Source organism: Virgibacillus salinus (assembly GCF_900102415.1).
GTDB lineage: Bacteria > Bacillota > Bacilli > Bacillales > Amphibacillaceae > Lentibacillus > Lentibacillus subterraneus.
In genome coordinates this window covers 660,855-674,109 of the sequence record NZ_FNKD01000002.1, presented here as the reverse complement: position 1 = coordinate 674,109, position 13,255 = coordinate 660,855, and the positions used below count along the sequence as shown (strand labels likewise).

12 protein-coding genes are annotated in these 13,255 nt (G+C 36.7%); all 12 read left to right on the top strand.

Annotated elements, in window-relative coordinates; translation table 11 throughout:
* The first annotated feature begins 40 nt into the window (after positions 1 to 40).
* The 12 genes from BLS02_RS10230 (at position 41) to BLS02_RS10175 (ending at position 13,055) form a co-directional block, all read left to right on the top strand.
* Positions 41 to 2,155, top strand: coding sequence for a polyribonucleotide nucleotidyltransferase (locus tag BLS02_RS10230; RefSeq protein WP_092492904.1), 2,115 nt, complete (start codon positions 41 to 43; stop codon positions 2,153 to 2,155).
* A 97-nt stretch (positions 2,156 to 2,252) separates the two neighbouring features.
* On the top strand, positions 2,253 to 3,200 hold the full coding sequence (locus BLS02_RS10225) for a polysaccharide deacetylase family protein (RefSeq protein WP_092492903.1): 948 nt from the start codon (positions 2,253 to 2,255) through the stop codon (positions 3,198 to 3,200).
* A 29-nt stretch (positions 3,201 to 3,229) separates the two neighbouring features.
* Positions 3,230 to 4,453, top strand: a complete 1,224-nt coding sequence (locus tag BLS02_RS10220) for a M16 family metallopeptidase (RefSeq protein WP_092492902.1) — start codon at positions 3,230 to 3,232, stop codon at positions 4,451 to 4,453.
* A gap of 61 nt (positions 4,454 to 4,514) precedes the next feature.
* On the top strand, positions 4,515 to 4,748 hold the full coding sequence (locus tag BLS02_RS10215; RefSeq protein ID WP_092492901.1) for a YlmC/YmxH family sporulation protein: 234 nt from the start codon (positions 4,515 to 4,517) through the stop codon (positions 4,746 to 4,748).
* A 141-nt stretch (positions 4,749 to 4,889) separates the two neighbouring features.
* On the top strand, positions 4,890 to 5,774 hold the full coding sequence (gene dpaA / locus BLS02_RS10210; RefSeq protein WP_092492900.1) for a dipicolinic acid synthetase subunit A: 885 nt from the start codon (positions 4,890 to 4,892) through the stop codon (positions 5,772 to 5,774).
* The gene (gene dpaB, locus BLS02_RS10205) at positions 5,774 to 6,379 is read left to right on the top strand and encodes a dipicolinate synthase subunit B (protein ID WP_092492899.1); all 606 of its coding nucleotides are present in this window, start codon (positions 5,774 to 5,776) and stop codon (positions 6,377 to 6,379) included. The genes dpaA and dpaB overlap by 1 nt, the downstream gene beginning before the upstream one ends.
* Positions 6,380 to 6,412: 33 nt before the next feature.
* A complete protein-coding gene (gene asd, locus BLS02_RS10200; protein WP_092492898.1) occupies positions 6,413 to 7,459 on the top strand; it encodes an aspartate-semialdehyde dehydrogenase in 1,047 nt (348 codons plus the stop codon).
* A 16-nt stretch (positions 7,460 to 7,475) separates the two neighbouring features.
* Positions 7,476 to 8,702: an aspartate kinase gene (dapG, locus tag BLS02_RS10195; RefSeq protein WP_092492897.1), complete on the top strand. Its 1,227-nt coding sequence runs from the start codon at positions 7,476 to 7,478 to the stop codon at positions 8,700 to 8,702.
* 28 nt (positions 8,703 to 8,730) lie between these two features.
* Positions 8,731 to 9,594 carry a 4-hydroxy-tetrahydrodipicolinate synthase gene (dapA, locus tag BLS02_RS10190; protein ID WP_092492896.1) on the top strand — a complete coding sequence of 288 codons (864 nt, stop codon included), beginning with the start codon at positions 8,731 to 8,733 and terminating at the stop codon, positions 9,592 to 9,594.
* Between the two features lie 112 nt (positions 9,595 to 9,706).
* Positions 9,707 to 10,441, top strand: coding sequence for a ClpP family protease (locus BLS02_RS10185; RefSeq protein ID WP_092492895.1), 735 nt, complete (start codon positions 9,707 to 9,709; stop codon positions 10,439 to 10,441).
* Positions 10,441 to 10,644, top strand: coding sequence for a YlzJ-like family protein (locus BLS02_RS10180; protein ID WP_092492894.1), 204 nt, complete (start codon positions 10,441 to 10,443; stop codon positions 10,642 to 10,644). The genes BLS02_RS10185 and BLS02_RS10180 overlap by 1 nt, the downstream gene beginning before the upstream one ends.
* Before the next feature lie 137 nt (positions 10,645 to 10,781).
* On the top strand, positions 10,782 to 13,055 hold the full coding sequence (locus BLS02_RS10175; RefSeq protein WP_092492893.1) for an FtsK/SpoIIIE family DNA translocase: 2,274 nt from the start codon (positions 10,782 to 10,784) through the stop codon (positions 13,053 to 13,055).
* Positions 13,056 to 13,255: the final 200 nt, after the last annotated feature.

The following is a 13,255-nucleotide window of genomic DNA, read 5'->3' as shown; positions in this document are numbered from 1 at the left end:
TGAATGGTAGTATGTTTATATTGAAAGGAGTACTAATACAATGGCAGAAGAAAATCAAGAATTCTCCACTGAAATTGCCGGTAAGAAATTTATCGTTGAAACAGGAGAATTTGCAAAACAAGCTAACGGGGCATGTATGATTCGCTACGGTGATACCTCTGTGTTATCAGTAGCAACAGCATCCAAAGAACCAAAAGACTTACCATTTTTCCCTTTAACTGTTAATTATGAAGAACGTTTATATGCTGTCGGGAAAATACCCGGAGGGTTTATTAAGAGAGAGGGGCGTCCAAGCGATAAAGCTACATTAACTTCACGCTTAATTGACAGACCGATTCGACCACTTTTCCCAGATGGCTATAGAAATGAAGTACAAGTTATCAGTACGGTAATGAGTGTTGATCAGGATTGTTCTTCAGAAATGGCTGCAATGATAGGATCTTCTATCGCATTGGGGATTTCTGATATCCAACTTTCCGAACCAATAGCAGGAGTGAACGTTGGACTGATTGATAATGAGTTTATTATTAATCCTGACATTGAGCAACAGAAAAATAGTGAAATCGAATTAACTGTAGCTGGGACAAAAGATGCTATTAACATGGTTGAAGCAGGAGCGCAGGAAGTACCAGAAGATGTTATGCTTGAAGCCATCATGTTTGGACATAATGAAATTACTCGCCTTGTTGAATTTCAAGAGAAAATAATTGCTGCTGTCGGTGTTGAGAAAGCTGATATGCCATTACTTGATACTGACGAAGACATTGCTGCAAAAGTGGAGTCTGAAGCTAAAGATAAATTACAGGAAGCAATTAAGGTAGAAGAAAAACATGCCAGAGAAGAAGCAATCAGTAATGTTAAGAATGAAGTATTAGCCTTATACGAAGAAGCCGATGAAGAAGTTATTGGTGATGTAAAAGCGACCCTTGATAAAATGGTAAAAGAAGAAGTACGTCGTTTAATCACCAAAGAGAAAATACGTCCAGATGGCCGTAAAGTTGATGAAATACGCCCGTTATCATCGAGAATTAACGTGTTACCACGGACGCATGGTTCTGGACTTTTCACACGTGGACAAACTCAGGCGTTGAGTGTGTGTACTTTAGGGGCATTAGGTGATGTACAAATTTTGGACGGTCTTGATTTAGAAGAGTCCAAGCGTTTTATGCATCATTATAATTTCCCGAAATACAGTGTTGGAGAAACAGGGCCAATTAGAGGACCTGGTCGTCGTGAGATTGGACATGGTGCTTTAGGTGAGCGTGCACTTGAGAAAGTTATTCCATCAGAAAAAGACTTTCCATATACGATTCGCTTAGTATCTGAAGTTTTAGAGTCGAATGGTTCTACATCTCAAGCAAGTATTTGTGCAAGCACACTAGCTATGATGGATGCTGGTGTACCGATTAAGACACCTGTTGCAGGTATTGCGATGGGACTTGTTAAATCCGGCGAAGACTATACAATTTTGTCAGACATTCAAGGTATGGAAGATGCACTTGGTGATATGGACTTTAAAGTAGCTGGAACTGAAAAAGGTGTTACAGCACTTCAAATGGATATTAAAATTGACGGACTTTCAAAAGAAATTTTGAAGGAAGCATTAACCCAGGCTAAAAAAGGTCGTATGCATATTCTTGAATCTATGCTTGCGACAATTAAAGAGCCAAAATCTGAGCTGTCACAATATGCACCTAAGATCCTAACGATGAAAATAAATCCAGATAAAATCCGTTCTGTCATTGGACCAAGCGGGAAACAGATTAATCAAATCATTGAAGAAACTGGTGCAAAAATTGACATCGAACAGGATGGAAGTGTATTTATCTCATCAACTGATGCTTCCATGAACGAAAGAACAAAAGAGATTATTGAAGATCTTGTACGAGAAGTTGAAGCAGGACAAATGTATATGGGCACAGTTAAGCGTATTGAGAAATTTGGAGCATTTGTAGAGTTATTCAAAGGAAAAGATGGCTTGGTTCATATTTCTGAACTGGCAGAAGAACGAACTAATAAGGTTGAAGATGTTGTTTCAATCGGTGATCAAATTATGGTTAAAGTTAAAGAAGTCGATAATCAAGGTCGGGTAAACCTTTCAAGAAAAGCTGTACTAAAAGATGAAAAAGAAAAAAGTGAAAAATCGAGTATGTAAGCTGTTTTAAAATCAAGAAGCTGGAAATCCAGTTTCTTTTTTTATGCTCTCATATCCTGTCCTTCTCATTCATATGAATGAATAAGGGGGGATTTGAATGTATCGCTATCGTGCTATTATTCATTTTTGCGTTTTTATTATTGTTGTAGCGTTGGCATTTAATAACAGCTATAATCCATTTATTTTAAATGATGCTGAAACGTTTTCTTATACTGTATCAAAATCGGAGGAATCTCTGCTTCAAAAAATCAGAACAAAAAGTACTAAATATAGAAAACCTCCTGAAAATGCAATAATTGATAAAGTGTGGAAGAAAACACCCGGATTAAATGGTATCCGTGTAGATGTAAATAAATCATATGAACAAATGAAAAAGGGTGGTGTATTTGACAAAACGCTACTGGTTTATGAACAGATTCCACCTAACATTACGTATAAAGAACTTCCAGCTGCCCCTACTTACAGGGGCCACCCTGAAAAAGATATGGTTTCGTTCTTAATAAACGTGTCATGGGGTGATGAGTATATTCCTTCGATACTTAACGTTCTGAAGAAGCAAAACGTCAAAGCAACTTTCTTTATTGAAGGTAAATGGGCGCAGGAAAATGCTGATTTCGTTAAAATGATTGATGAACAGGGTCATGTAATAGGTAATCATGCATATAATCACCCGGATATGTCTCGGTTGTCAAAAAAGCAAATAACTGAACAAATTAATCGAACAAATGAAATTCTTAAAGCTATTACTGATAATAAACCAAAATGGTTAGCTCCGCCAAGCGGGAGTTACAATGATCAAGTAGTTAAAATTGCACATGAAATGAACATGGAAACGATTCTGTGGAGTGTAGATACGATTGATTGGAAGAATCCATCTGTATCTGTTATGATGAACCGAGTAAACAACAACATTCATCCTGGTGCTACGGTATTAATGCACCCTACATCCTCAACAGCACAAGGATTAGATTCGTTAATTGTAAATATAAAAGAAAAAGGTTATAAAATAGGAACGATTACTTCATTAATGAATGAAGAAAGATAGCATTTGGATGGATTTTAGGAGGAAATACTTTGGTAGAGAAACATACTAGTAATAATGGGCTTCGAATTGTGTTAGAAAATATACCTGCTGTACGCTCTGTAACAATTGGTATTTGGATATTAACTGGATCGAGAAATGAATCAGAGGGAACAAATGGAATTTCCCATTTTCTTGAACATATGTTTTTTAAGGGGACTATAAAAAGATCTCCACAGGATATTGCAGAAGCTTTTGATGCAATAGGTGGACAAGTTAATGCATTTACATCGAAAGAATACACGTGTTTTTATGCTAAAGTTATCGATACACATAAGGAATACGCTCTTGAAATTTTAGCTGATATGTTCTTTAATTCTACCTTTGATGAGGAAGAAATGGAACGAGAGAAAAAAGTTGTTTTGGAGGAAATAAAAATGTATGAAGATACACCAGATGACATCGTTCATGATATTCTGGCTCGTGCTTCATATGGGGATCATCCTTTAGGATATCCAATTTTAGGATCAGAAGAGCAGTTACTTTCCTTTAAACCGAATTCATTGAGGGAATATATAAAAGAGAGCTATACTCCGCAAAATGTAGTAGTTTCTGTTGCAGGTAATGTAGATGAATCATTTATTAAAACAGTCGAAGGTTATTTTGGCAATTATGAATCAGACTCAGAGCGTGTAAAATTAAAGAAACCTGCATTTTTAGCAAATAATATTGAGCGAAATAAAGATACTGAACAGGCTCATCTATGTTTAGGATATAATGGTCTGGCTGTCGGAAATGAGGATATGTACAGTTTGATAATTATGAATAACGTACTAGGCGGCAGTATGAGTTCAAGGCTTTTTCAGGAAGTTAGAGAGAAGCAAGGATTAGCTTATGCTGTGTTTTCTTATCATGCGTCATTTCAGGATAGTGGAATGCTAACAATTTATGCTGGAACTGGTAAAGAACAATTACCACAACTGCAAGATACAATTAATCAAACAGTGGAAAAGCTGATAAATAATGGTCTGACGGATAAAGAACTAAAAAATAGTAAAGAACAGTTAAAAGGGAACCTCATGCTAAGCCTAGAGAGCACCAGCAGTCGTATGAGCCGTAATGGAAGAAATGAATTACTTTTAAACAGGCATCGATCATTGGATGAGATGATTCAGGAGATTGATGCAGTTAATCATGAAAAAATACAGAAAGTAATTGAGACGATATTTGAACAATCTCCATCAAGTGCATTAATTGCACCTAAAACAACTTCCTAATCATAGATTATGTTAAATGGCATATATATACTATTAGCTAGACAATCATGGGGGCGATCATATGCGCTATAAGGATATTAGCGGTAAAGAAATTGTTAATGTCAACCATGGATCACGGTTGGGTATATTAGGTCAGACAGATCTTGAAATCAATGAAAAGACAGGTCAAATTGAATCATTTGTCATTCCGAATTACAAATGGTTTGGTTTAAAAAAAGAAGGCGAAGAAACAAAAATCAGATGGAGCTCAATTAAAAAAATTGGCGAAGATATGATTATGATTGAAATCGATTAGGGTAGTATTCACGTTATGGGCTAGTGTCATTTTTATGATACTAGCCTTTTTTTTGTTTTTGCTAATCACTAACCCATGATACGCACATAAGCTATAAAGAAATGAATTTAGTGAAAGTATGTCTGGAGGGGTTTTTCGACGATGAATCAAGTAATCGCTGTTATAGGTGGAGATGCACGTTACCTGGAATTGATACGACAGTTGCAAACACTGCCTGATACAACCATTTTTTTAGTTGGATTCGATAAGTTGGAACAAGGATTCACAGGATTAAAACAAGTGGATTTTGTCGAACTAGAGCAAGGAAAACTAGATGCAGTTATTCTTCCAATAACTGGAACAAATAGTAAAGGGTATGTTGAGACAGTTTTTTCTGATCAGGAAATTAAATTAACAAAACAGTGGTTTGCACAGTTAAAAAAATCAACACTCGTATTTACTGGCATAACAAATGACTTTTTAACTTCTGTTACAGATGAACTTCATGTTTCTCTTATACCATTATTTAATCGGGATGATGTAGCTATATACAACTCAATTCCTACTGCTGAAGGAACAATAATGATGGCAATCGAACATACAGACTATACGATACACTCATCACGAGTAATTGTGGTTGGGTTTGGCAGAGTAGGCAACACAGTAGCAAATAAATTCTCTGCCCTTGGGGCGGAAGTTTCTGTCTGTGCTAGAAGTATTATGGATTTAGCCAGAATTACTGAAATGGGACATACAGCTATTCCATTTGAAAAATTACATGAACATACAAATGAGTGCGACTTATTAATCAATACAGTCCCAGCACAAGTTGTAAAAAAAGAATCTATTCAACAGCTTCCGTCACATGCATTTATTATTGATCTTGCTTCAAAGCCTGGAGGTACAGATTTTGCTTATGCAGACCAACGAGGTATTAAGGCAATTTTAGCCAGAAGTCTACCGGGTATAGTAGCGCCGAAGACTGCAGGCAAAATACTGGCCGATGTAATTAAGCAATTTTTAACTAATGAGGAGGAACGTATATAATGTCATTAGAAGGAAAAAGAATTGGATTTGGATTTACTGGATCACATTGTACGTATGACAAAGTATTTCCTCAACTGGAACGTCTAGTTGAGGCTGGGGCAGATGTAATACCGATCGTTACGTATACAGTCAGAACCACAGATACCAAGTTTGGCAAAGCAGAAGATCATGTTGCAAAAATAGAATCCATTACTGGAAAAAGCGTCATTACAACAATGCCCGAAGCGGAACCATTAGGACCAAAATTGCCTTTAGATTGTATGGTGATTGCTCCATTAACTGGAAATTCATTAAGTAAAATGGCAAATGCATTAACAGATTCACCTGTATTAATGGCAGCAAAAGCAACAATGCGAAATCAAAATCCAGTTGTTCTTGGAATAGCCACTAATGATGCACTTGGACTAAATGGCGTGAATTTAATGAGATTAATGGCAAGCAAATTTATTTATTTTATTCCATATGGCCAAGATGATCCTATAAAAAAACCAAATTCGTTAGTCGCAGATATGGACTATTTGCATGATACTGTTGAACATGCAATTCAGCATAAACAACTTCAGCCTGTAATTATACCTCATGAGTATGATAATATGGTAAAATAAATAGAATCTTATTATTAGTGAGGTGTCTTTACAATGACAAAGAAAACAGCATACAATATTGCAGTAGTAGGTGCAACTGGAGCGGTAGGCAAAAAGATCACTCAAATACTTGAGCAAAAGAACTTTCCAATAAATGAGCTGAAGCTTTTATCATCAAAGCGGTCAGCAGGCACAAAGCTATTGTTTAAAAATCAGGAGATAACAGTGGAAGAAGCTACACCAGATAGTTTTGCTGGCGTAGATATTGCTTTATTTTCAGCTGGAGGTTCTGTCTCTAAACAGTTAGCACCTGAGGCAGTAAAACATGGAGCAGTAGTAGTTGATAATACAAGTGCATATAGAATGGACAATGAAGTTCCTTTAGTAGTACCAGAAGTAAACGAAGAAGATATTAAATCACATAAAGGAATTATTGCAAATCCAAACTGTTCAACTATTCAAATGGTAGCTGCTTTAAAACCAATTAAGGATGCATTCGGAATATCTCGTGTTATTGTCTCGACATATCAGGCAGTTTCAGGGGCGGGTAACGAGGCATGTAATGAGTTGGAAAATCAGACAAAGCAATATTTAAATAATGAGGATATGACAGCTGAGTTATTACCTGTAAAAGGGGATGAAAAGCACTATCCAATTGCATTTAATGCACTCCCACAAATAGATGTATTTCAGGAAAACGGTTATACATTTGAAGAAATGAAAATGATAAATGAAACCAAAAAAATAATGCATGCTCCTAATTTACCTGTAGCAGCTACATGCGTTAGGTTACCTCTTTTCACTTCGCACGCCGAAAGTGTTTATGTTGATGTTGAAAAAGAAGGTTTAGCAGTAGAAGATATATGGAATGTGTTAAGGGATGCAGAAGGGGTAATTCTGGAAGATGACCCAAATACACAAACATATCCAACGCCATTGAGTGCTTCAAACAAAGAAGAAGTATTTGTAGGTCGCGTGCGAAAAGATTTAGATAATAATAAAGGAATTCATTTATGGGTTGTATCGGATAATCTTGTAAAGGGTGCTGCATGGAACACGATTCAAATTGCAGATCGTTTGATCAAAAATAACTGGCTATAATTTTAGAGGTGAAATAATGCAGGTATTAGTACAAAAATTTGGTGGTACTTCTGTACAGACTGAAGAAAATAGAAATCATGTCATTAAACATATTAAAAATGCTCTGATTAAGGATTATAAAATAGTTGTTGTTGTATCTGCATTGGGGCGTAAGCCTGATCCGTACGCTACAGATACATTACTGGATTTAATAGGTTTTCCTTCGAATCATAACTCAGACCGTGAGCTGGATTTGTTAATGTCCTGCGGTGAGACAATTGCTTCGGTTGTCTTGTCAAATGAACTTCAAAAAAGTCATATAAGTGCCTCAGCTTTAACTGGAGCACAGGCTGGATTTATTACAAACGATGATTTTAACCAGGCAAAGATAAAAGAAGTAAGAACGGAGCGTATCCTAAAAGAATTTGAACAGCATGATGTAGTAGTTGTCGCTGGATTTCAAGGACAAACATCTATAGGCGAAATAACAACGATTGGTCGCGGTGGCAGTGATACTACAGCTGCTGCTCTAGGTGCTGCACTGCAAGCGGACAGTATTGATATTTTTACCGATGTAAATGGAGTTATGACTGCAGATCCGCGTGTTGTTTCTACGGCTAGGCCGCTAGATATTGTTACGTACACAGAAATATGCAATTTAGCATATCAGGGAGCAAAAGTTATTCATCCTCGTGCTGTTGAGATTGCGATGCAGGCCAAAATTCCAATGCGTGTGAGGTCAACATACTTACAGGAAGAAGGAACATTGGTTACTGCATCTAGATTACAGGAATTTGCCAGAGATATTCCAGACCGGTTAATAACTGGAATTGCTCATATTTCGTCTATAAGCCAAATTAAAGTACAAACTAAAGAAGAGGCGCATCGGTTACAGTCTGAAGTGTTTAAAGCAATGGCCGAGGCTGGGATTTCAGTTGATTTTATAAATATTTCACCGACAGGAGTAATTTATACAGTTCCAGATGCACATACAAAAAAAGCAGTGCATATATTGGAGACACTGGGTTTTCAGCCAGAAATAATTGAGAATTGTGCAAAGGTATCCGCTGTTGGTGCTGGAATGACAGGAGTTCCGGGCGTTGCTTCAAGAATAGTTCAATCACTGACCAATGCCGGTGTACAGATTTTACAATCAGCAGATAGTCACACAACTATTTGGGTTCTCATTCATGAAAATGATTTAAATGCTGCTGTTAATGCATTACATGATGTTTTTGAATTAAGCGGTGATAATGCGGTATAAGGTATAGAAAGAGGGTAGGTGTACTAACATGAAGTTTGGCAAAGTTTTAACAGCAATGGTGACACCACTTGATAACAGTGGAAGAATTGATTTCGATCAGACCACCAAATTGATCGAATATTTACTGGAAAATGGCAGTGAAGGTTTGGTTATTGCTGGTACCACTGGTGAGTCGCCAACATTAACTGTAGAAGAAAAGGTTGCTCTCTTTAAGTACGTCGTAGAGAAAGTAAAAAAAAGAGTTCCAGTTATTGCTGGTGCAGGAAGCAATAATACAGCTTCAGCTGTCGCGCTAACAAAAGAAGCGGAAGCGGTTGGAGTAGATGCTATAATGCTTGTTACGCCGTATTATAATAAACCTAATCAACAAGGGCTTTATGAGCATTTTGCTACAATTGCAAAAGAAACAAATTTACCGGTTATGATGTATAATATACCTGGTAGATCTGTAATAAAAATGAATGCTGATACAATTATCCGCTTGAGTGAAATCGAAAATATTGTTTCAGTAAAGGAAGCCAGCGGCGATCTTAATTTGACATCAAATGTTATTGAAGGGACACCTGATAATTTTAGTGTATATTGTGGAGAAGATGCATTAACATTACCAATGCTCGCAATTGGAGCAGATGGCGTTGTCTCAGTTGCTTCTCATGTCATCGGAAATGAAATGAGAAAAATGGTTAATGCTTATCAATCTGGAGATGTAAAGAATGCTGCATCATTACATCGGAAATTATTACCTATTATGAATGGTTTATTTGCTGCGCCATCACCAACACCAGTCAAAGCAGCATTGAAAATGAAAGGTATGGACGTTGGTGGTGTTCGATTACCACTGGTGCCACTTACTGAAAAAGAAGAAAGTACGTTAAAAAAGTTAATTCAATAATAAAAATTATCGGCAGTTTATGCCGATAATTTTTTATTCCTTGTATGGTAAACTTCCACTTCGTTCATACTAACGTTATACGTACTGAACATAGAAAAGGGAGTGTCTATAAATGGATAAGAATCCATCAAAGAAGGATGATCAGAATCAAGAAGATCAATCAAATCCATCTTCACTAGTACAAAAAATTCAACAGTTGGGTCAATCAAATGTCCCGCAAGCGCCAGACTCCAATATTCATGTATTGTCTATCATCGGCCAAGTTGAAGGACATGTCCAATTACCTCCTCAAAATAAAACAACAAAATACGAACACTTGCTGCCACAACTTATTGCAATTGAACAGAACCCTAAAATTGAAGGGCTAATTGTCTTATTAAATACAGTCGGTGGTGATGTGGAAGCAGGTCTTGCACTATCTGAAATGATTGCATCCATTTCCAAGCCGACTGTTTCTATTGTGCTAGGTGGAGGTCATTCAATAGGTGTACCAATTGCGGTAGCTACAGATTATTCATATGTTGTACCCACAGCCACAATGACCATTCATCCAATTCGATTAACAGGACTTGTGATCGGTGTACCTCAAACTTTTGAGTATATGGATAAAATGCAGGATCGAGTAATTAGCTTTGTTACTCAACATTCGAATATAAAAGAAGAAAAATTCAAGGAATTAATGTTTGCCAAAGGTAATCTTACACGGGATATTGGAACAAATGTTATAGGGGATAATGCAGTTGAATATGGTCTGATAGATGCAGTAGGGGGAGTAAATGAAGCGATGAAAAAAGTAAATGAAATGATTAAGAATAATAAACAAACAGAAGATCAGGTGATGCAGTAATGTTATATACACCTTTATCTGAAACAGATATTTTTCCATATTCCGAAAAGGATTTCTCCAATCGTCACTGTGTTTCCTATAAAGGAAAAGATTTATATGTAGAACAGACAGAAGATGGAAGTTATCAATTATTACAATTATTGTCCTCTGACCCTCAGGACTTTATGAATAGTGACTACAACCCTGGAACTATTTTACGGTAATGTATAAGCTATCAGAAAAAATCTGTGCTATAATGTAATTAATTGCATTGTAAAGTCAGCCCTTGCCTATCAAAATGGCAGGGGTTTGCTATTCAATTGTTATTATTGACTGCCCAGAAGTAATAGAGGTGATAATTTTGGCAAAGAAAAAAAGGAGAAAAAAGAAAAGTCAATTAAAGAAACAAGTGAAATTTGAATTATTAGGATTACTATTTATTTTTCTAGCTATTTTTGGAAGTGGTGCTAGTGCTATTAGTGATGGAGCAATTCCAGGAGGTCTTGAATATATTTTTCGATTCTTTTTAGGAATCTGGTATTTTATTGCTTCTATTTTCTTACTGATTACAGGAATTATGCTGATGGTTAAAAGACGCTATCCAAATTTCACTAATAAAAAGATGATCGGCTTTTATATTATTTTTATTGGTGTATTACTGATAACGCACATTCAGACATATGAACGACTATTATTGTTGTCAGAGGATACATCAATTATTAAAACAACATGGAACAATTTTTTCGCATACATAGATGGTAGTATCTCCTCTACACAAACAGGTGGGGGGATGACTGGAGCAATTCTTTTTGCGTTTTGTTATTTCTTATTTTCATCTGTTGGTGCAAAGATTGTTGCTATTTTTTCAATCATAGTTGGTTTTATTTTTATTACAGAGTTTTCCTTAGGTGACTTCTTTTCGAAATGGACGAAACGAATATCTAATACTATGAAGTCTATTAAAGGCAAATGGAAAGAATCACGTGTAAATAAGGATATCAATAACGGAGAAGAAATTTATGAAATGAATCCGGAACCTGAAACAGGTACTAATCAGGTTGAACCAGTGATTGAGGATTTCACAGATATTGCTTATTCGTTTGATCCAAATGAATCGACTAAACCTGCTATTGAAGAAGAAGTAGAAGAATCTAACGAAGAAGGTAAAGAGCCAGAGAATGAAAATCCATTGCCGATGACAGAAGCTGAAAACTATGAATATATATTGCCTTCACCAAGTTTATTAGCCGAACCTTCTCAAAGCTCACAACAACATGAAAAGTCACATATTCAGGCTACCGTTAAAAAATTGGAACGGACTTTTAATAGTTTTGGCGTGAAAGCTAGGGTTACTAAGGTACATGTAGGTCCTGCAGTTACCAAATATGAAGTATATCCTGAGGCAGGAGTGAAAGTTAGTAAGATTGTTAACTTACATGATGATCTTGCTCTGGCGTTAGCGGCAAAAGACATACGAATAGAAGCGCCAATACCTGGGAAATCAGCTGTAGGAATTGAAGTTCCTAACCAGGAAATAGCGATGGTCTCATTAAGAGAAGTGCTGGATAGTACACTAAATAAGCAAGCTTCAAAACTATTATTTGCACTAGGCAGAGATATATCCGGTGAATCTGTAGTGGCTGAGTTAAATAAAATGCCACACTTGCTTATCGCGGGTGCAACAGGAAGCGGGAAGAGTGTTTGTGTAAATGGAATTATCACGACAATATTAATGCGTGCAAAACCCCATGAAGTAAAAATGATGATGATTGATCCAAAGAAAGTAGAACTTAACGTCTATAATGGTATTCCACATTTACTAGCACCTGTTGTTACCGATCCGAAAAAGGCTTCCCGAGCTCTGAAAAAAGTGGTTGCTGAAATGGAGAGAAGGTATGAACTATTCTCTGACACAGGGACGCGTAATATAGAAGGCTATAATGAATATATCCGTAAATACAATCAGACATCAGAAGAAAAGCAACCCAATCTACCATATATTGTCGTGTTAGTGGACGAGCTGGCAGACCTGATGATGGTCGCATCAAACGACGTAGAAGATGCAATTACTAGATTGGCACAAATGGCAAGAGCAGCAGGTATTCACCTGATATTGGCTACACAACGGCCCTCTGTTGATGTAATTACCGGTGTAATTAAAGCCAATATTCCATCAAGAATTGCATTCAGTGTGTCATCCCAAACTGATTCACGTACAATCCTGGACTCAGGTGGTGCAGAGAAACTTTTAGGCCGCGGAGATATGCTGTTCATGCCGGTAGGATCCTCAAGACCAACTAGAGTTCAAGGTGCATTCTTATCTGATGAAGAGGTTGAGCGGATCGTTGATCATAGTATTGAGCAACAAAAAGCGAAATATCAGGAAGAGATGATACCAGAGGAAGCTAATGAAGTTACATCGGATGTTGATGATGACTTATATGATGATGCTGTTAGACTTATAACGGAGATGCAGAGTGCCAGTGTATCAATGCTGCAACGCAGATTCCGAATTGGCTATACACGGGCCGCTCGTTTAATTGATGCTATGGAAGACCGAGGCATAGTTGGACCGTATGAAGGCAGTAAACCCCGAACTGTGCTTGTTTCACAAAGCGAGGAAAAGTCTTCATAAAAAATTATGACGGACAGTTATTCCTATTATTATAGGAAATAGCTGTCCGTTCAACTTGCTAGTTATAACTTCGACTTTCGAACTATATTTAAATAAGTTTTTTTATGTAAATTTGCCTATATCTATTTATTTATTAAGCTAAAAGTGTTATATTTATGTCGAATATAAGAGTCATACGTCAGATGTCAGATCTCTTTTTG

Coding starts and splice junctions, on each gene's coding strand:
- BLS02_RS10215 (WP_092492901.1), top strand. CDS start 4,515: ATGCGCTATAAGGATATTAGCGGTAAAGAAATTGTTAATGTCAACCAT.
- dapG (WP_092492897.1), top strand. CDS start 7,476: ATGCAGGTATTAGTACAAAAATTTGGTGGTACTTCTGTACAGACTGAA.
- BLS02_RS10230 (WP_092492904.1), top strand. CDS start 41: ATGGCAGAAGAAAATCAAGAATTCTCCACTGAAATTGCCGGTAAGAAA.
- dapA (WP_092492896.1), top strand. CDS start 8,731: ATGAAGTTTGGCAAAGTTTTAACAGCAATGGTGACACCACTTGATAAC.
- BLS02_RS10225 (WP_092492903.1), top strand. CDS start 2,253: ATGTATCGCTATCGTGCTATTATTCATTTTTGCGTTTTTATTATTGTT.
- BLS02_RS10180 (WP_092492894.1), top strand. CDS start 10,441: ATGTTATATACACCTTTATCTGAAACAGATATTTTTCCATATTCCGAA.
- dpaA (WP_092492900.1), top strand. CDS start 4,890: ATGAATCAAGTAATCGCTGTTATAGGTGGAGATGCACGTTACCTGGAA.
- BLS02_RS10185 (WP_092492895.1), top strand. CDS start 9,707: ATGGATAAGAATCCATCAAAGAAGGATGATCAGAATCAAGAAGATCAA.
- dpaB (WP_092492899.1), top strand. CDS start 5,774: ATGTCATTAGAAGGAAAAAGAATTGGATTTGGATTTACTGGATCACAT.
- asd (WP_092492898.1), top strand. CDS start 6,413: ATGACAAAGAAAACAGCATACAATATTGCAGTAGTAGGTGCAACTGGA.